The 18,226-nt window shown below is 65.5% G+C and carries 18 protein-coding genes; 11 read left to right on the plus strand and 7 right to left on the minus strand.

All coding sequences use genetic code 11. The features are described from left to right. Positions 1-89: 89 nt before the first annotated feature. The 5 genes from AAHS21_RS29110 to AAHS21_RS29130 all read left to right on the plus strand — a co-directional run bounded on the left by AAHS21_RS29110 (position 90) and on the right by AAHS21_RS29130 (position 5,882). Entirely contained in the window at positions 90-1,268 is a 1,179-nt protein-coding gene (locus tag AAHS21_RS29110; protein ID WP_330981118.1) for a hypothetical protein, read from the plus strand. 109 nt (positions 1,269-1,377) lie between these two features. Continuing rightward, the gene (locus AAHS21_RS29115; protein ID WP_330981119.1) at positions 1,378-2,340 is read left to right on the plus strand and encodes a DUF4226 domain-containing protein; all 963 of its coding nucleotides are present in this window, start codon (positions 1,378-1,380) and stop codon (positions 2,338-2,340) included. A 236-nt stretch (positions 2,341-2,576) separates the two neighbouring features. Next, complete coding sequence (locus AAHS21_RS29120; RefSeq protein ID WP_330981120.1) at positions 2,577-3,209, plus strand: hypothetical protein; 633 nt, start codon at positions 2,577-2,579, stop codon at positions 3,207-3,209. Between the two features lie 8 nt (positions 3,210-3,217). Further along, complete coding sequence (locus AAHS21_RS29125) at positions 3,218-4,684, plus strand: hypothetical protein (RefSeq protein WP_330981121.1); 1,467 nt, start codon at positions 3,218-3,220, stop codon at positions 4,682-4,684. A gap of 244 nt (positions 4,685-4,928) precedes the next feature. Beyond that, positions 4,929-5,882: a DUF2637 domain-containing protein gene (locus AAHS21_RS29130; RefSeq protein ID WP_330981122.1), complete on the plus strand. Its 954-nt coding sequence runs from the start codon at positions 4,929-4,931 to the stop codon at positions 5,880-5,882. A 3-nt stretch (positions 5,883-5,885) separates the two neighbouring features. On the opposite strand, the gene AAHS21_RS29135 is transcribed toward AAHS21_RS29130, so the two are convergent. Both AAHS21_RS29135 and AAHS21_RS29140 read right to left on the minus strand, forming a co-directional pair. After that, the gene (locus AAHS21_RS29135) at positions 5,886-6,251 is read right to left on the minus strand and encodes a DDE-type integrase/transposase/recombinase (RefSeq protein ID WP_330981123.1); all 366 of its coding nucleotides are present in this window, start codon (positions 6,249-6,251) and stop codon (positions 5,886-5,888) included. Positions 6,252-6,480: 229 nt separating this feature from the next. Beyond that, complete coding sequence (locus AAHS21_RS29140; protein WP_330981124.1) at positions 6,481-6,642, minus strand: hypothetical protein; 162 nt, start codon at positions 6,640-6,642, stop codon at positions 6,481-6,483. Positions 6,643-6,828: 186 nt separating this feature from the next. Between AAHS21_RS29140 and AAHS21_RS29145 the strand changes: the two genes are divergently transcribed. Continuing rightward, positions 6,829-7,272, plus strand: a complete 444-nt coding sequence (locus AAHS21_RS29145; protein WP_330981125.1) for a hypothetical protein — start codon at positions 6,829-6,831, stop codon at positions 7,270-7,272. 134 nt (positions 7,273-7,406) lie between these two features. Here AAHS21_RS29145 and AAHS21_RS29150 read toward each other — a convergent pair whose 3' ends face one another. Then, on the minus strand, positions 7,407-8,246 hold the full coding sequence (locus tag AAHS21_RS29150; protein ID WP_330981126.1) for a ParB N-terminal domain-containing protein: 840 nt from the start codon (positions 8,244-8,246) through the stop codon (positions 7,407-7,409). After that, entirely contained in the window at positions 8,246-8,959 is a 714-nt protein-coding gene (locus tag AAHS21_RS29155; protein WP_330981127.1) for a ParA family protein, read from the minus strand. Before AAHS21_RS29155 ends, AAHS21_RS29150 begins: the two co-directional genes overlap by 1 nt. Before the next feature lie 483 nt (positions 8,960-9,442). On the opposite strand from AAHS21_RS29155, the gene AAHS21_RS29160 reads away from it, so the two are divergent. The 3 genes from AAHS21_RS29160 (at position 9,443) to AAHS21_RS29170 (ending at position 12,781) form a co-directional block, all read left to right on the plus strand. After that, positions 9,443-10,201, plus strand: coding sequence for a hypothetical protein (locus tag AAHS21_RS29160; protein ID WP_330981128.1), 759 nt, complete (start codon positions 9,443-9,445; stop codon positions 10,199-10,201). Positions 10,202-11,631: 1,430 nt separating this feature from the next. Further along, a complete protein-coding gene (locus AAHS21_RS29165) occupies positions 11,632-12,426 on the plus strand; it encodes a ParA family protein (protein ID WP_330981129.1) in 795 nt (264 codons plus the stop codon). Next, positions 12,419-12,781, plus strand: a complete 363-nt coding sequence (locus AAHS21_RS29170; protein ID WP_330981130.1) for a hypothetical protein — start codon at positions 12,419-12,421, stop codon at positions 12,779-12,781. The genes AAHS21_RS29165 and AAHS21_RS29170 overlap by 8 nt, the downstream gene beginning before the upstream one ends. A 14-nt stretch (positions 12,782-12,795) precedes the next feature. Here AAHS21_RS29170 and AAHS21_RS29175 read toward each other — a convergent pair whose 3' ends face one another. The 3 genes from AAHS21_RS29175 to AAHS21_RS29185 form a co-directional block, all read right to left on the minus strand. Then, the gene (locus AAHS21_RS29175; RefSeq protein WP_330981131.1) at positions 12,796-13,473 is read right to left on the minus strand and encodes a WhiB family transcriptional regulator; all 678 of its coding nucleotides are present in this window, start codon (positions 13,471-13,473) and stop codon (positions 12,796-12,798) included. Further along, a complete protein-coding gene (locus AAHS21_RS29180; protein ID WP_342930862.1) occupies positions 13,470-14,687 on the minus strand; it encodes a helix-turn-helix domain-containing protein in 1,218 nt (405 codons plus the stop codon). Before AAHS21_RS29180 ends, AAHS21_RS29175 begins: the two co-directional genes overlap by 4 nt. A gap of 933 nt (positions 14,688-15,620) precedes the next feature. Then, positions 15,621-15,905 (minus strand): transcription factor WhiB, encoded by a 285-nt coding sequence (locus AAHS21_RS29185; RefSeq protein ID WP_330981133.1) that lies wholly within the window; start codon positions 15,903-15,905, stop codon positions 15,621-15,623. A 196-nt stretch (positions 15,906-16,101) separates the two neighbouring features. Here AAHS21_RS29185 and AAHS21_RS29190 point away from each other — a divergent pair, with 196 nt between their 5' ends. Beyond that, positions 16,102-16,821, plus strand: a complete 720-nt coding sequence (locus tag AAHS21_RS29190) for an XRE family transcriptional regulator (protein WP_330981134.1) — start codon at positions 16,102-16,104, stop codon at positions 16,819-16,821. A 429-nt stretch (positions 16,822-17,250) separates the two neighbouring features. Then, positions 17,251-18,150 carry a transposase gene (locus tag AAHS21_RS29195; RefSeq protein ID WP_342930863.1) on the plus strand — a complete coding sequence of 300 codons (900 nt, stop codon included), beginning with the start codon at positions 17,251-17,253 and terminating at the stop codon, positions 18,148-18,150. Positions 18,151-18,226: the final 76 nt, after the last annotated feature.

The following is an 18,226-nucleotide window of genomic DNA, read 5'->3' on the forward strand; positions in this document are numbered from 1 at the left end:
AACAGCGTTCGTGCCATTAGGGCACCGTCGCCTGGGCTCCGCTAACAATTGGCGTTAGCCACCTGTGGGGGGCGGGTGATAATGCAAGTGTGTCGATTGAGCAGGTAGCCGCCCAAGCGGTGGCGGTGGTGCAGCGTGCCCGCGGATTGTTCGGCTCTTCACCGCAGCCCCCGACCCCCGGTGAGCCCACCCTGGAATCGGCCGCCCAAATAGTCAGCGGCGCAGGAGCCCGCGCCTCGGTGATGTCCGGCGACCTCGTCGATGCACACCGGGGCTTTGTCCACGACGCCACCACACGACTGACCAGCAACGGACACACCGACGCCAGCCTGCACCAAAGCTTGGGCAGCGCCGCACTACTCAACCAGGTCGGCGCCCGCCAACTCGACACGATCACCGAGCAAACCCGCGCCCTGACTCAAGCCGCACCCGGCGCCCGCTCCCCCGCCGCACAACGCACCCTGCTCCAAGGCCTGCGCACCCAAGTCTCGGCGGCCAACACCGTGCTCAACACCACCGAACAACAATCAAGCACCCTGGCCGGACAAATCCGCGCCCTCGACTACCAACCCGGCAGCCGCATCCAAGCAACCGGCTTCGGCCAAGGCCCCCTCCCTGAATCCCCTGCCAGCACCTCCCCTGATCAGCCCCAGCCCGCGATCGACCCGCGAAATCCGTTCGTCGGTGATGAGCGGTTCGGGTATTGGCAAGATGTCATCCCACCGCCGTACGTGGGTAAGAATCCGCCCCCGCCGTGGACTGGTCACCGCCCCCTGGCGGACATGCCTGCCGGCGGGCCAACAGGATTTTATGTGACCGGAGGCAAAACGTGGGCCGACGACAACGCGCCACCAATGGCGTACCTCGAGGAACAATATAAGTTCCGCATCTCCGGCGTGGACTACACCGGCTATACCCGCACCGTCGGAGGCCAGCAGCAGCAGTGGTTGCAATACACCTACGACTCCCAACGGTTTAGTCGGGTCAATCTCGGCGGTGACATCTGGGCGCCGAAGGGCCCTAATGAGATCACCGGCGAGCTCGGGGGTGTGAGCACTGGCGGGCTGGCGGGCATTAACCCGCCGCCGAAAATTGGCCCATGGCAACCGATGTCACTGCCGCAGATCGCGACGCTCTCGGCGGCCAACCCCACGGTGCAGTACTACATGCCTGGCGGCTGTGGCGGCCAATTCACATTCGTCAATGGTTCGCCGGTAGGCGGTGTCGCACCTGCGCCGGTGATTCCGAGCATCATCGCCGCGCGCTGAACGAACGCCGCGTTTCGGCGATTGGGACGCGAGGCCGCGTGGTGGCCGGCAACTGCTCGCCTTCACAAAAGCGACTTTGACGTAGTAACGCGGGGGCGATAATGCTGGAGTGTCGATTGAGCAGGTAGCCGCCCAAGCGGTGGCGGTGGTGCAGCGTGCCCGCGGATTGTTCGGCTCTTCACCGCAGCCCCCGACCCCCGGTGAGCCCACCCTGGAATCGGCCGCCCAAATAGTCAGCGGCGCAGGAGCCCGCGCCTCGGTGATGTCCGGCGACCTCGTCGATGCACACCGGGGCTTTGTCCACGACGCCACCACACGACTGACCAGCAACGGACACACCGACGCCAGCCTGCACCAAAGCTTGGGCAGCGCCGCACTACTCAACCAGGTCGGCGCCCGCCAACTCGACACGATCACCGAGCAAACCCGCGCCCTGACTCAAGCCGCACCCGGCGCCCGCTCCCCCGCCGCACAACGCACCCTGCTCCAAGGCCTGCGCACCCAAGTCTCGGCGGCCAACACCGTGCTCAACACCACCGAACAACAATCAAGCACCCTGGCCGGACAAATCCGCGCCCTCGACTACCAACCCGGCAGCCGCATCCAAGCAACCGGCTTCGGCCAGGACCCGCCGCCGGCCTCTCCGGCAACCGGTGAGCCGCCACACGGTAAAGATCCGCGCTACTGGATCGATGTCACCAAAATCATCGCTGTTGGGCCAGGAGAATTGGCCCCGTACGGGACTAAGCAGATCGGGCCAGGCTTGTGGTATCCCGACGATGACGGGCTGTCGATGTCGGGTCCCGCGCCGGCGAAGTATCCACTGGATAACGCCACGATTACCCGGCAAGACCCGCACTTGCTGGGACCCTACGGTACGAAGGAATTGGCGCCGGGGATCTTCGCGCCTGACCCTCGTCGGGCTTACGGCGTTGAGCAGCCATGGCCTCCGCCGCAGCAGCCGATTGATGTGCGCGACGTCATCCACGTCGCTGAGGGCGATAAGGCCCCATACGGATATTACGAGTACCTGCCTGGTTGGTTTGCGCCCCTAGTACCTGGTCCGCATTAGGTCGCGGCTCGTGAAAGCAATCACTCAGCGCCGAATGCCGTCCATGGGGCGGCACTTGCCACACCGCGCCGTCGCAGATTCATCTTGTGCACGTTGGGTCCACGAAGTCTGTCCGATGGCCCCCACTGCACCGTTTCAGGTCCAACAAGATCGCGGCGCATGCATATGACTGCCACACAGTTGAGCTGGAATCACCGTCACCTAATCGGCACAAATGAAGTTCGGGAGGAGCTTTCATGACTGCGTCAAACCCACTGCTATCGGGGCGCGTTCCCTTAACGGAGGCGATGCCGGCGCTACCGCCTGCGCGTGAGTTTTTGACGTCGGCGGGGTTCGCCGGCGCCGGCGCGCTGCTTGCGGCCTTGATCGTTGCCGGTGTCGCGGTGTTCGCCTGGCGCGGTTTCTCTAACCGGCATCGTCTGCTGCTTGAGCAGCAAGAGCGCCACCACCGGGAGCTGCGCGAAGACGAGCGACGCGCTGTGAGCGTGCAGGAATGCCGAGAGAGGCTGGCATGGGTGGTGGACAAGGGTGGCATCGAGCCTGCCGCTAGCGAGGGCGCCACGGTGGGATTTGGACCGGAATTGGCCTTGGCCGTCCTGCAGGGAATACACGACGACGCCCAGAAACTCGACGACGCCGCCTTGGTGAGGGCCGCCGCGGTTCAGCTCACTCAGCTCTCACGGGTGCTGGCTAAGCAAAGCGGTGACCTTCCACAGGTCACGGCCGTAAATCCATTGCCTGCAGATCCAGCCCCGGGTGCAAAGCCGGTGTCGAACGGGGACCCGGACCTGGTGGCGGCGGGCGCGGGTGAGGACGCGAGCCCACCCGCGGCGAAGGTCCCTGCCGGCGGGAGGCGCCGCCGCCAATGACTCCTCTGATGCAGCAGATTGAGGAACTCGACGTCGAGACGTGGGCGGCGGTAACCAGGCAGGCGGCGCAAGCCGCGCTCGCTGCGGCGACCCGAGGTGGGACCGCGCCTCCTGCAGAGGTTGCCGCAGCGGCGGCGATGAGTGAACAGGATCTCATCGATCACCGCCGGCGTTTCGGCTCTGCGCCCAAACGCCTTTCGATGGTGCAGCAGCTGGTGCAAGCCGACCACCGGCGCGTTCTGGCCGAGCGCCAGGCCGAGAAAGCTGACCAAGATCGGCGGGACGCCGAAGCAGCAGCGGATGCTGCGCGCGCTCAAGCAGAGCAGTCGGCGCACGCGGCTACCGCGGCGCGTGAGCGGGTGAGGGCGGTAGAAGCCGAAAGCGCCCGCAAAGACGCCCAGCGCGCCGAGGAACGGGCAGCGGCCCAACAACGGTTGGACTTGCTGCGCGGCGAGTTCGAACAGCTACGAGCCGGGGCTGCCGCCGATGCAGCGGCCGCCCGGGAAGCGCTCACCGCCGCTGAAGCGCGCGCCGAACAACGGTCGACGGAACGCATCGCTGAGCGGGCGGCGGCCGAACGAACCATCCAGGAGCTGCAAGACGAGCTGGCCCGGGTCCGGGCCGACGCCGAGACCCACGTGGCGGCGGCTCGGGAAGAGGTTCGGGCGGCCGAAGAGCGGGCCGGGCAGCGGATGGCCGAGCGCGCTAACGAGCGTCAGGCCGCCGAACATCGGGTGCAGCAGGTTCGTGGCGAACTTGAGCAGGTACGAGCCGACGCCGCGGACGCTGTTGCGGCGGCGCGGGGGCAGGCCAGCGGAGAAATCGCTGCTGCCCAGGAGCAGATAGCGAAGGCAAGCGCCGCGGTGCAGGAGGCGACCGCTCGGGCGCAGACCGAGGCTGAGCAGGTGCGCGCCGAGGCCGCGGCACACGTCGCCGAGGCCCGCCGGCAGGCCGATGCGGCCATTACGGCCGCGAACCAGGCGGTGCACACCGAGATTGCCCGGGTTCACGCCGAGCGCGAGGAGATCCGCCTGGCCGCCGCTGTAAGCGACACGGGTTCCACGGAAACCCTGTTAAGTATTCCCGTCCCTCCGGCGCAGGTCCGCGCGCATACCGGTGCGATCGAAGACGCATTGTCTACGGTGCGCCAGGTTGATTACGTGCTCGAGGCCGCCGCAGCTGATGACGGGCGGTCACGAGCGGGCAGTGACGCGGAGCTGGTGGGCAGCCTGGTGGGCGCCGTCCAAGAGCAAGCCTGGGGGCTGTCGGAACAGCTACGCACCCTTCCGTCGCGCTTCAGCTCAGCTTGGGAAGTGCAGGTCGCACAGACTTATGTCGCGGCCGCGGCCAATGCCTATGGTGCTCTGCTGCAACGGATTGAGGCGGTGACCGAGCATCTGCGTAGCAACGGAGAAGCCGAACTCGTGGGGATCGTCACCGCGATGTTGGATGAGCATCCTTGGCGCCGAACGTAATTCACCCTTGAAGGTGGTTTGTCGAGCAATTCGGGTCGTACACGTAGGTTCCCCGCACGCACGACCGTGAAGCGGCGAATGCGTCGTCCGGCGCGATGCGGTAACTATCGGCGGACGATGCGTCAGGTGGCCGAAAGTTGTGCATGTGAAGCACTCTGGCGGCCATACGCTAAAAAGGTCAGCTCCCGATGAGGCCCGGAACGTCGAGGCCCTCGGGGTCACGCACGCCACGGGAAGGTAGTCGATGGTTGCTGAGGAAACCACCAAAGAGACGCGCGCGGCGGTGCGTTTCTTCTGGACGTGGCTGTTGTTGGCGACCAGCGTTTCGGTCGCCGGCAACGTCGCCCACGCCGTGTTGACCGCGCCCCCGGGAACCGTTCGACTCGCCGCGGCGGCGGCTGTCGTGCCGCCGGCGGTGCTCTTAGGGGCCACCCACTCGGTGGCCCTGTTGGTCAAGACCCGACGCGTCGGCTTCATCTACTGGCTCGCGCTGGCGATGACCTTCGCTCTGGCAGGGTGCGCGTTCATCCTGTCATTTGACGCGCTGCGTGACCTGGCGGTAGCGCTGGGCATGCCAGCATCTCGAGCATGGCTATGGCCGGTGGCCATCGACGTGTCGATCGCCAATTCCACGCTGTCGCTGTTGTCGCTTTCTCCCCCACGCGCGGTGCCCGCAGCCGCGCCGGCTTCCGAGCATGTCGACGAGGTGCGTGACGTGCTAGCCGCGGCTGCTACCTCGTCAGCTCAGGCGGCACAGGGTGTGGCTTCCTCACCGCGAGCGAGGCAGCCACGGGCTTCGCAACCCGCTGCACGGCCCGCTCCCCCGCCGCTGGCTCCTTCTCCACCGGCTGGGCCCAGTAAGCCGTATCGGTCGCGATCAGAGGGTGCGAACCGGTCGCTGGCGGCCGTGGACGCTGTGCCCGGTGCGAGTGTGGACGTCAAGCAGTGGCGGCCGGCGGCCGATCAGCTGGTTCGCGACGGTGTGACGTCAAAGGATCCGGCGGTCGTGGCGGCCGTGTTGGCTGAAAACGCTGCGGGAACCGCGCCGAGCACCATCGGCCGCCGCCACAATCTGCATCACAGCACGGTCGGACGTATTGTGGCCGGCGCCCAGCACCGTGGGTTGTTTACCCGGCGGATTGCAGGCGGGCCGGTGTTGAGCGGGGTTGATTTGTCCGAATCTCCGGCTGCCTGCTGAGGATCAGGTCGTGCGCGCTGGCGAAGTTTTGGCGGACCCTCTCGTGCTCCAGGTTCTCATAGTCCTCGTCGATTCGATGTGGCCGTTATCCCAAGGCTGGCTGGGCGAAATGTAGGACATTCGGACCTTGCCATCGCAAAACTGTTGCAGCGCTTGAGAAACCAACTCCGGACCGTTGTCCATCCGCGACACCGTCGGAGGACCACCCGCCGCGGCGAACACCACCTCTAGCTCGGCGACGAGCCGCCGCGCAGTGATCGACCGCCCGACGATGTTCAGTAGCGACTCGCGGGTGTGTTCGTCGATCATCGAGGCGATCTTGATGGCCTTACCGTCGACGGTGGAGGGTGCTGCGACGTCACACCGCACCGAACCAACTCGTCGGCGGTGGGCCCGGCCATCGTGGCCGCAGTGTTGGCGGAATTTGCCGCAGGGACTGCCGAGCACGATCGGGCACCCTTCACAAGGTGCATCCCAGCACTGTTGGGCGGATCTTGTCCGGCGCAGTTTGCCTGAGCGACTGATTGCGTCGTTACTCCCCCACGGCGGGTGTGTTCGGTCTCTTGGGGCGTCGTGTCATAGGGATCGACGCGGCGGGTCAGGATGCCTGCGACACCAGGGTGCGCAGGCTGAGTTCGCGCATCAGGTGCGGCAGGGTGACGCCCTGTCGATCGGCGGCTTCCTGTAGCGCTTGAAGGTCCTCTTTGGTAAAGCGAACTAGGACCTTGCCTGTCAGCTTTCGCTGCTCGCTGTTGCTCACGTTTCCTCCGGCACCTCGGCGGGGTCGACCTCACCTCGTCGTGACGTTGTTAGTTTACGACATTTGTGTCGTTAATTAGGCACATCGGGCCGTGAAGAGTGTCGCCATGTCGCTATGATGTCTCTAATTAGCAGCATAGTGTCCTAAAGGAGGACTGCGGCTCTTAGCGGCCGACGTAATTCGACGATGACTCTTGCGAAGCAGCCGCCGCCGGGTGTGGAAACCACACCGGGCGGTCCGGTCGTGTCGTTGTCGGAGGCCGCCAAGCGGCTCAAGAAGGATCCGCGGACACTGATCCGCGCGATCACGTCCGGCGAGATCCGCGGCGGAGCGATGCCGCGTCCCGAGCGCTTGCGGTGGTATGTCTACGCCGATGAGCTTCCGCCGCTGCCCGGTGCCGCCACCGTCGCCCCACCGTCGAGCATTGAGGTCGATGGGCTTCGCGCACAGTTGGTTTCGCTGACCGAGGCCAACCGCTTGCTGATCGCTGCGCAGCAGGATCTACTCGACGCCGATCGTGCCACCAACGAGGCGACCGACAAGTATCGGGCGGTGGCGCGCAGTTACTTAGACGCGCTGGCGCAGTTCATGACGCCGGGCAATCTGGGCGAGCTGGCCGACCAGCTGTAGTGGGCACTACCGCGCCGAGTTATAGCCCAACGAAATCGCTTCGAGCGGAGCGTTGTTGGGGCCGGTCACTAGCGGCTGAAACCACGACGAATCCCTGCGGCGGTAAATCGTCACGTGACGCACCGCCGAGGTGCCTAGACCGTCGCTGATTCCTCGCCGAGCATCGCAAGTAGCGTCTTGACGCCGTCGGTGCCGAGATGCGTGCGCAGCGCCTCGGCAAGCAGTTGCGGTTTGGTGTTGAATGCGCTGAGCGCGGTGGCGATGAGACGCGACGGGCTGGGCGATCGCGGATCGCGAGTGCCGTTGGACTGGTCGTCGGTCTTCTTTTCTTGAGCGGCTCGCCATCGCACGACTTGCTGCTCGAGGGGCACCCGGGCCAGCGCGCGGGCTTCCCGGATCGCCAATTCGCCGCGACGCAAAGCGGTTTGCAGCTCGGGCGCCAGCGCCAACAGCGCCCGTCGTTGCGAGACCCAGGCTTGGGTCTTACGGAGCCGGACGGACGCGTCGACCGCGCTGCCGCATTCGCGCACCAAAGACTCCACCGCCTTGGCCTCTTCGATGACGTCGAAGTCCTGCCGGTCGACGTTCTCGGCGATCGAGGCTGAAATCAGGGTGACCCGATCCCGGGCGATCTCATCATTGAGGACGACGGCTAGGTCGGTGCGGCCGTATTTGTGGGCAGCCGCCAGCCGTCGGCATCCGTTGACGACGACGAAGCGGGTCGTGATCGAGTCGTCGGGATACAGCTTGAGATAGGCGCCCTTGGTGACGACCACGGCCGGCTGCAGCTGCATGTCGGCGATCGACTCGAGGTCGGCGAGATCGCCGAGATCATCGCGCGGGTTGCGCGGATTGGGAGTCAGATCCGTCAGCGGTGTGGTGCGGCCGGGAAGGGGGGCGCTCAGTTCGACCGGTGAGTTGTCGCCGACCGTGTTTGCGAGGCTGGCGAGATTGGTGCGCTGGCCGCGTGCCATCAGCGTCCCCCGCCCACGTTGAGCTCAAGCGCGAATTTGTAGAAATCCTCCCGCGCCTGCAACGCCACACGATTGGCCGGGTACTCGGTGACCACCTGCCCGTCCGCGCTGGCGCGGGCGTGCAGCTTGTAGTGGCGGATCACGGTATGGGCCAGCGGCCACCCGTTGGCTTTGACGAATTCTTTGGTCTCGTTGAGATCATGGAGGCCGTCGCGCGGATCCCAGTTGTTGATGACCACGGTATAGGGGATGCCACGGGGCTGAATCACTTTGGTGATGGTGCGCGCGGTGGGATCGAAGCTGAGCGGTTCGGTTTCGATGGGCACGATGACGCGGTCGGCGACATCGAGGACGACCCTTAGGGCGTCGGCGGCCGGCCCCCGGCCGAGCGGGTCGACGGTGTTGTCGTCGGCTTCGAGGTCGATCCACCCGGGGGTGTCGACATAGACGTGTGCGATCCCGGGGAGTTCGCCGAGGCGCTTGAGCCCGTCGAGGTCGTCATGGGCCTGCACGATGTGGAAGGGCAGATCATTGAGGCGCGCGGCCCACCAGATCGCGGAGCCCTGCGGATCGACGGAGACCGCGGCGACGGGTGAGCTCGCGTCCGGATCGTCGTTGCGGTTGAGGACGTCGGCGGTCACGGCGGCCAAGTTGACCGCGATCGTGCTTTTACCGACGCCGCCCTTCTGATTGAGAACGACATGAACAGCCATGAATGGCCTCCCGTATGCTTCCCCCGTCGATACGGAGTACTTCGGTTGAGACAGCCGCAGTCTACGGTGCGGTGGTGGGACTGTCGCCTCAACACGCGGGGCGAATCGCTTGTTGACCGCAAATGTCCGGGTGATCGGCAAAGTGGCCGATCTGTTCGAGCGGCCACCTTGGACGGTGAAAGTCCTGTTCAGCTGCCAAGATTCACCGCGCACCTCTTAACCGCGGTTAAGTGGCAAACAACGGGTGTACTGCGGCGGTGTGCGAGCCATCGTCCCGGCGTTGGCGAAGGGTATTGTCCCGCGAAGGAAGTCACCTGGGCGCTGCGCTCAGGCGTTGCCGGCTCACAGCGTGCGCGGCGGAGCGCGGGTCGGGACCCACACCGTGATAGCCGCGGGTGACGGTCATGAATCGGCTTGTGCGTCAACGCTATGCAGGCCGTGTCGCAAACTGCGGCGTCTATCTGTCAGTGAAATACTGACAGGGTGGCCATTCGCCCCAAGGTGCATCGGTCCGAGCTCGAGCGGGCCGTGGTCAGGATCGCACGGCGACGCGCGAAAGTCGATGACCGCCACCGCGAGTTGTTGCCGGAATCCCCCGAGTCGGATCCCCGTGAAGTGCTCGACTACCTGCGCAAATACAGCGATCGTGAAATCCCGCGCTGGGTTCTGCAAGCCGATGTGTGCGATGCGCTGACGTTGAACAATTGGCTGTGGTGGGAGGATCGGCGGCGCGAGCTGTACTTCTTGAAGGCCGGCCGCGAGCGTGGCCTTTTTCTGTCTCAACTGGGCGCCCAAGTGGGTGTCGGCAAGCAAGGGGTTCTCGACCGCATCGACCGGCTGGAGGCGCTCCTGCGCTATGACCGGCCCGACGAGAAGATCAGCCGTGCCTCTCGGCAAGCTGAACGCGAACGCTGTCAACGGTTGCCGGCTGAGCAGGCGTGGCTTTGCGCGCGCCGCGACGAATTGCGCTCGGTCATGACGGGCTTGGTAGACCAGGCCGACCGTTTTGATGTCGCGGAACGCGACTGGGTCGACGAGCTTGATATCGACGCCCGCGCCGACGACTTCACCTCGGCGACCATGGTGATCCTTGGTTTGGCCTCCGCGGAGCTGCGGACGGCGCCGACCGTGCTCAGCCTGGACAGCACGCGGCCCTACGCGGTGCATACCTTGCTGGCCCGCGCCGACGGTCTGCGTAGCCAGTTCGCGGAATTGGGCTCCGCGACCCGCGCGGCCTCGTGATTACCGCGGCCGCTGTGGGGCCCATCGGAGGCCGCTGTCGGTGCATTGAGGGCGGCGGGTTGCCTGCGAGCAAATCGGCTCCGTGATGCGACACGGCACGGCGATGCGTCGAGATGCGGTTTCGGCCCCAGATCGGGCGCATTGGACTTAACCGCGGTTAAGTGGCTAACCCGTAACACTGTCATGCGGTCACTACGCGCTGTGCAATCTGTGGCCAGGGAGCATCGAGACCGCACTTTCTGGCCAGAACGTCACGACCTGCGGCCGCTCTGGGTGTCAGCCTGCCTAGGCCCTCCACATCGGGTGCGCCTCGATACGATCACGCGCCCGTGCGGCTCACCTCCACGCCGTTAGGGCCGAAGATCGCCCCTCCCCCGCACGCCGAACGCACGACTTACCCCGTCAGCGGCCTCGTTGCGCACCGCCCAAGCCGGGGTTCGGTGGGGCGCTAACTACCAGCGGGCGAGGTCGACACGCTTACGGGACGGAAACCATGAGCTTGCGGTCGCGGGCGACTGCGTCGGTCGCCGTGTCCATGCGCCGCACGAACTTCACAGCCGACATCCGGTCATCCTCACCGACCGACGCGGTCGCATCAACGAATCTCCGATCGAGCGTGACGCGCGGCGTGGGCGGTCCCGACGCGGCCCTGGACGCGGCGGAACGCGATGACGCCGGCGTCGGCGCACCGAGGGGCGAGCCTGGTCGATTGGGAGCTGGGCGGCGGGTTTCCCACCTGCTGCCGATGCACCACGGGGCGCTACGGCGATCACGCTCGAGCGATGGTTGGGTTTGCCAGCGGGTACTCCCCCGTTCGCGCTCGCATTGGCGCCGGTGTTTGGGTGAGCCCGTCACCGGATAATTTCGTCACGGTGATAGTGCATTTCGTGTTCGGATCACGAGATCACGAGATCACGGCGTGATGACGTCACCGACTCACGCGGTCGCCGCGTGACTCGATTGCTCGGTCATCCGGTGATGCCATCACCAGCTCGCCGCATCACCACGTGACCTGATCACCACGTGGCCGGGTGACCGGGTGGCGTGATCACGACGTGTTCTGATCACCGAGACGCCCTGTGGCGACGTGATCGCGTGACGCGATGACCGTGTTGCGCCGTGATCGCGTCACGCAGGGATCCGATTACCTGGTCACCTGGTCACCCAGTCACCTAGTCACGTGGTCATGGGGTGATGTGGTGTTGTGCTCGCCGCGCGACTGCGTGATGTGATCGCTGGATCACGTGGCGACACGGTGACGGGATAACTCCGTCACGCTGTGGCCTGCTGATCCGATCACGCTGTCGCAGCGTCACCTGATCTCTGCATCACGCCGCGATCTCGTCACGGCGACACACCGTCGCCGAGCCACCAAAACACTGGATCACCTTGCTCTAATAGATGTGAGCAAAGTTAAAGGAGTGACGATCGTGAAAGCTGAAGTGATTGCGATTGCCAACCATAAGGGCGGGGTAGGGAAGTCCTTTACCGCGGTGAACCTGGCGGCCGGCATGGCACGTGCGGGATGGCGCACCTTGTTGACCGATTGCGACCCGCAGGGCAATTCGACGTCGATGTTTGATCCGGACGACGATGTCGAGTTCGACATCTACGATCTGATCGGCGACGGGGCGCCGATCAGCAAGGTGATCCGCAAGACGCGGCTGGACAACCTCGACCTGGTGCCCTCCACGTTGGCGGTCGCCAAGCTGGATCAGGAACTGGTCACCATGCACCGGCGCGAGGAGCAGCTCGCCATGGCGCTACAGCAGGTGTCGCGGGATTACGACGCGATCGTGCTGGACCTGTCGCCGAATCTGGGTCAGTTAGTGATCACGGCGCTCAACGCCGCCGACTGGTTCATCGTGCCGACCGACGCCAGCAAGTGGGGCAGGCGTGGTGTCAACATGTTCCTGGAATGGTCTGCGACGTTGCGCGAGCATCGGGTGCTGTCGGCCACCTTTCTGGGAGTGCTGGTGACGAAGTATGAGTCCCAGACGCTGATTAGCCGCGAGACGCTCAACGCGTTGCGCAACGACGGCCTGCCGATTTTCGATACGACCATTCCGAAGCGAACCGCCGCCGAACGGATGGTCAGCGATCAGGTCGTATTGGGCGACCTGGACGCCGATCCGGATCTGGCGCAGGCGTACGCAAGTTTCACCGTGGAGGTCATGGCTCTCGTCGATGAGGGCCGACGGAATCGAGGAAAGCACCATGCCTAAAAAAGACACCGCCGCTGCTGTGCTGGGGATGTTGTCGACCGCAGGGGCCCAGACCCGCCGGATACCGGAAGTCACCGAGCCTGCCGAAACGACACCCGTAACGCCGACTGTCACAGTGACGGAAGGGCCTGCGGCCTCGGTAAGTGCGCTGCCGGCACCTGCACACCCCGTCGCCGCGGTTGAAAGTGCGGCGCCGCGTACGTTGCGGCTGCGGTCGGCCACGGCGCAGCGGGTGCGTCAGGCGTGGCTGGAAGCCAAACGTGACGATGTGCTTCTCACCGCGCAAGATTTCGCGTCCGACCTCGTCGAGGAGGCTCTGGTCCGGCGCCGGCGGCGCCCTGCTGCGCAGAATTAACCGCGGTTAAGTGGCTATGCACTTTGCGCGTCGGCGCGCACTTCGGTGAGCCATCCGTCGCGGTCGAGCAGCACCCATCGGGACCCCCGCCAATAGAACGGCACGCTTGCGGGATCGCGTCCCTCGTTGACGACATAGCCTAGCCGGGTTGCCCACCGTGCGCCGAGACTGTTGACGATCTCGGCGCAGGCCACGCATGCCGCGAATAGCGCTGTGGGACTGGGATTTTCAGCGCTTCGCTCGCCGGGGTGCCGCCTGACGATGCGGTCGAACGTGTAGCGGCAGCCGTCGGCGAAGACTTCGCAGTGCCCGCAGCTGCGAGCGAGCACCGCGGCATCTGTCGAGCGCGCCCGGGCGGATACCACGGGGCGGTGCAGCGGTGCGGGCGCTGGCGGGCGAGGGCTGCTGAGAATTTCGCTGACCGCCGGGCGGTAATCGATGACCACGTCGTCGTCGGCGGCGATGGCATGCAAGTACGGCGCAGCGTCGCCATGTCGTCCGTCGATCCACACGGCCGCCCACATCCCCCAGGAGGCCTGCCATTTCAGCGCTTGCTGAGCGCACCAGGGCCGCGCCGGGCACTGCAGGCATTGGCGGAGCGTGTCGCGGCGTCGGCGGCGGTTGAACCATTGTTCGGGATCCCGTTGACAGGCAAGATCATTCGGCCGCAGCGGGGGAGGGCAGGTGCTCATCGCGACCCTTGTGCATCGGGGTTGTCGTGGCGTCGGCGCTGCGCTCGCTGCCGGATGTCGTCGAGTGCCTTGCGGGCGGCTTGGCGTCCAGGCCCGGCCAGCGCGGCGCGACCGGCTTCGCGTTTGTCGCGGTGGGCGTCGCGGGCGGCCAGCTGCGCGGCGACACGGGCACGTGCCTGCTCGAGCTCTTGGTGTTCTCGTGCCTCGTCGAGAGCGGACGGGCGGTTGTGGAGATCCCCGTGCGCCGCCAGGATCGCCCCCAACAGACCGATCGGTTTGTGCGGACTCTCCGGCACCCAATGCCCGGTACCGACCCAGTCGCTGATGAGGGTGTTGACATCCCGTGCCGTCCAGCCGTGTCGGGCCGGCCCCGCCAAGACGTGTGCCCACGGTGTACCGGTTCGGTAGCGGCGAGCCCAGGGAGGACTTTGCTCGCTGGCGACCCATTTGTTTGCCAGGGTCAGTGCCCGGGTTTCCGGGCGTTGGCGCCGCGTAGCGGCGCTGCTACCGGCGGTTTGGCGCCGGGGTCGGGTAGTGAGTACTGCTTTAGGTGAGTTTTTTAAAAGTAAGTAAGACCCTTCGGGATGGGGTGACAGCGACTGAATTCGGCAATCATGCAACACCCACACCGAGGCCCATCCGCGACCTTTATCCCCAACGCGCCAACTTGCGAACCGCTCGGTCCGCGTGCGCTGACGACCCCGCATCACTTCGGTCGCGACGCCAAGCAGTCGCAGCGCGGTCGAGGCCCGCTGCACCGTGCGAACCGACAGTCCCGTCACGTGGGCGAGCCGGGCGTTGGTTGGCCGGCAGTCGCGCCCGGTTCGGTAGTCGGCGAAGGACGCACGCGCTTCGGCCACGGCGACAAGGGTTTTCAAGCTGATCGGATTGTTGGGCATCGCGGGGCGCACGTGGGTGTCGTAGCGCAGCATGTAGGCGGTGGGCACGGTTGACTGTGCCCACCGCTGGGCTCGACCAGTCCAGCAGGGAATGGCCGCCCAGGGGGTGTCGAGTTCGAGGATGATCTGTGGGACGCGGTTGACGCAGTGGGCGCCGACGCGCTGAATCCAGACCGACGCGGTGCGGGCGGTCCCGCGGCGACGAGACGATCGACTGCTGCCGCGATACGGATGAACTATGGTGTGGGTCGATCCACGGGGCGGTGTTGCTAGACCGTGCACAAGGTGTGCGCTACCGTGGAATGCGTCTTTCATGACGATTCCCTTCGAGGTGGGGATTTTCGCGAAAGCATCAAATCGGTTCGAGTTGCAGCTCGAACCGGGTACCCTCGGCCTTCGGGCCGGGGGTTTCGCCGTCTAGGGTGCTATCGCGGGCGCTGTATGTGGTTGTGTGGCACTGATTTTGGTGAGACCGGCAGTCGCCGGGGGTGTCCTTTCAGTCGGTGCTGCGCTCTGCCTACCCGGCGGCGGATATCCGCCGCGTACTTCACAGGCGGATATCCGCCTTCATTGGAGGATGCCGTATGTCGCGCGGAATCCGAGAATGACACGCCGTAACATCAGTCACAGCCGTCACGCGGGGGAGCCCGTTGGGGGCGGGGGTCGCCCCTTTCCGGGGACCCCCGCCGCGCCGGTGGTGATGTGGTCGGTGTGTTCGGTCCGTTTCTAAGGGTGCGTGCATGGGGTGAGCTGCATGGCACCGCTCGAGTTGGCCGGTGTGTCAGTGGTGGGTTTTTCGACGTGTCGGTGCGTGGGACCGGCGATGGCACGGCTGGCCACCTGACTTGCGCGAAAGGCACGTTGGGCGTGCGGGGCCGCGCCGGCGGCACTGTCGGGGTGGTGTTCGGTGCGGTCGCGCGCCATCTTGTCTTGACCCGGCACCGATGTCGGCGCCCGTGTGGGTCGAGCTGGATTTCCTGGGCACAGAGCAATCCGCAGTAGCCCTCGGTGGTGGTGGACCGCTGGGTCACGGGGGCTCCCCCGGCAATGCCGGCAGGCGCGCCGGTGTTGGGGAGTAACCCCTTTGCCGTGCAGTCGATTTGGGCATCGGCGATGGTGGCTGCCCCCAGTCGCGAGGGTCGTGGAACGGTGGTGACGGCGCGGGTGGTGGTGTGTCAGGGGTGGGCGGCGTCGATCGACGCGGTGGAATCGCTGGGGGTTGCAGAGGGCGCAATAGAGTCGCCATAGCTAAGGGATGACGGGCTGGTCGGCATAGCCGGCGTAGGCGGACAGCGATTGCAATTGACGCAACGCGAAGGTGCGCCTGCGGCCCTCTTTGGGGACGTGGATCCCGGCAACTAAGCCTTCGATGCCCGGCGTGTGTAGGGCTTCTTTCGCGCACAGCCAACGGCGGGGGCACCCCCGGCACAGGGCCTTGAGGGTGGGGTCATTGCCGCCTTCGGCCCAGCGATCTGGGTCAGCCACGCATGGGATGGCGGTCAGTACGGGCGGTGGTTCCAAAAGTACGGTCACGGTCGCTCCTCCCACTGAGCGTTATCACTAGATAGGCGCTAACGTTAGCGCCCTAACGTAAGCATCGCAAGCATTAAACATAAGCACAATGGGGGCCTGCGTAAGCGACAGCGTAAGCAGCAAACGTAATCGGCGGGGCAGACGTGTCGCTCGCCAGCTCTATGGGTCTGCGCCAGACAGCCGATACACTGACCCGATGCACGACCACGCGGAGACGGTCGGCGTGGCCCGCGCCGGTGCGGCGTTTGCTGCCCGCCGCGAGGAATTAGGCATCTCACAGCGTGAATTGGCAAAACAGGGCATCATCGGCGCGCCCAACCTGATCGCGTTTGAAAAGGGGCGGGCTTGGCCCCGTGAGCGCACCAGGGCCAAGCTCGAGCAGGTGGTCCAGTGGCCTCCCGGCGCGCTGGCAAAGCTGTACGACGGCAGAACAAGTGTCGTAAGCGGCGCTATCGAACCAGTGCGCAGCGAGTCGGACCCCGGCGCGGTGATTACGGATGCGGTCACGGTTGCCGTCGATCAAGTGCTGGCGTCTGCCGATGCGCTACCGGCCGACAGCGATGCCAGCTTTGGGGAGCGGGCCCGCCGGGTACTCGCCGATTTACGGACAGTGGAGGCGATCACAGCGCGGGCGGTGCGCAGCAGCCAAGGCTCACCAGAGGTGATTAGGGCGCTCAGGCTCATCCGGCAGCGATACGGCGATCTGATGGTGCGTGCCGCGGCGGCCGCGGGCGCCACGTTAGGCCAGCGCCTTTACACGGCACGTTCGGGGGCCGCGCTCAGCGTCGACGAGGCCGCCGGCGCAATGGACGTTGCCCCCGATGTGGTGGAGGCCGCTGAATCCGAACAGCCGGTCACCGAGGAGGATCAGCGCCGCATCGAGAAGCTCATCGCCGAGCTCAGCGCCGAATCGTAGATGGCCTGACACCCCGAAGATATTTTGGCGAGTTGCGTGCGGTTGCCTGCCGCGAATCTATGAAGACGTCCGTGACACCCGCAGTGGGGCAATCGATTTCAAATATTATTGCGACATCAATTGACGGCGCTGAGCAACGCCGCACACGGGGCTGAGGTTAGGCGACGTGTGTCGCAGCAGCACCGTGTTCCAGTGCGGCGATCGCGCTGTCAAAGAGCGCGTGAATAGTGTGCACGTTTGCCTCGTTGTTGAAGTCGCACACCGTGGTCTCCGGGGGCAGGGCAGCTCGCCGGCGGCTTTAGCCGTCGGGGGGATCGGGGCTGGTGAACAGCGTGGGGTGGCGGGTTTTGTCAGGGTCGTTGCGTAGGGTGCGGTCATGTTTGGCTGGCGGTGTCCCGGTGATGGGGTGTCGGCGTGAGACGGGCGTATGTGTTTCGTTTGCGGCCGACCGCACGCCAGCATGTGGGGTTGGCCGCGTGTGTGGACGCTCACCGCGAGTTGTATAACGCTGCTTTGCAGGAGCGTCGGGATGCGTGGGTGCACAGCAAGACTCGGATTTCTTACGGTGATCAGTCTGGGCAGCTGAGCGAGATCCGCAGTCTGCGACCGGATCAGGCGCTGTGGTCGTTTTCTAGCCAGCAGGCCACGCTGCGGCGGTTGAATAAGGCGTTCGACGGGTTCTTCCGCCGGGTGAAACGCGGCGAGACTCCCGGGTATCCGCGGTTCAAGGGCACGGCCCGCTTCGACAGCGTGCAGTGGCCCAAAGACGGTGACGGGGCCCGCTGGCTGCCCGAGGCCAAGCGGGTGTATCTGCAAGGGATCGGCCAGGTGAAGGTGCATCTGCATCGGCGGGTCGAGGGCCGTGTGAAGACAATCCAGGTCAAACGGGCGGGCCGGCGTTGGATGCTGGTGTTGTCCTGCGATGACGTGCCGACAAGACCGTTGCCGGCCACCGGTGGCCAGGTCGGTATCGACGTCGGGGTCATGACGTATGCGACGCTGTCTGATGGCAGCGCGGTCGCTAATCCGCGGTGGGCACGTCAGGAGGCCACCCGGTTGCAGATGGCCCAGCGGCGACTACAGCGCGCCAAACGTGGCTCCCGTAACCGGGCCGCGCGCCGGGAGACGGTGGCGGCGCGGCACCGTAAGATCGCCCACCGGCGCAAGGACTTTCACCACAAACAGGCCCGCGAACTCGTGGCCCGCTACGACCTGCTGGTGGCCGAGGACCTCACGATCGCGAACATGGTTCGCCGCGCCAAGCCCAAACCTGATCCGGACAACCCGGGACAGTTCCTCCCGAATGGTGCCCGTGTCGTCGATTCCTGAAAAGTAGACCGCTGAGGGTCCCGCAATGTTGACCCACTTGGTGGTCTTTTGGAGGGATGCTCTCGGTGGAGGATTG

The sequence above is a fragment of the Mycobacterium sp. 050272 genome, from assembly GCF_039023525.1.
In the GTDB taxonomy this organism is placed as follows: Bacteria; Actinomycetota; Actinomycetes; order Mycobacteriales; family Mycobacteriaceae; genus Mycobacterium.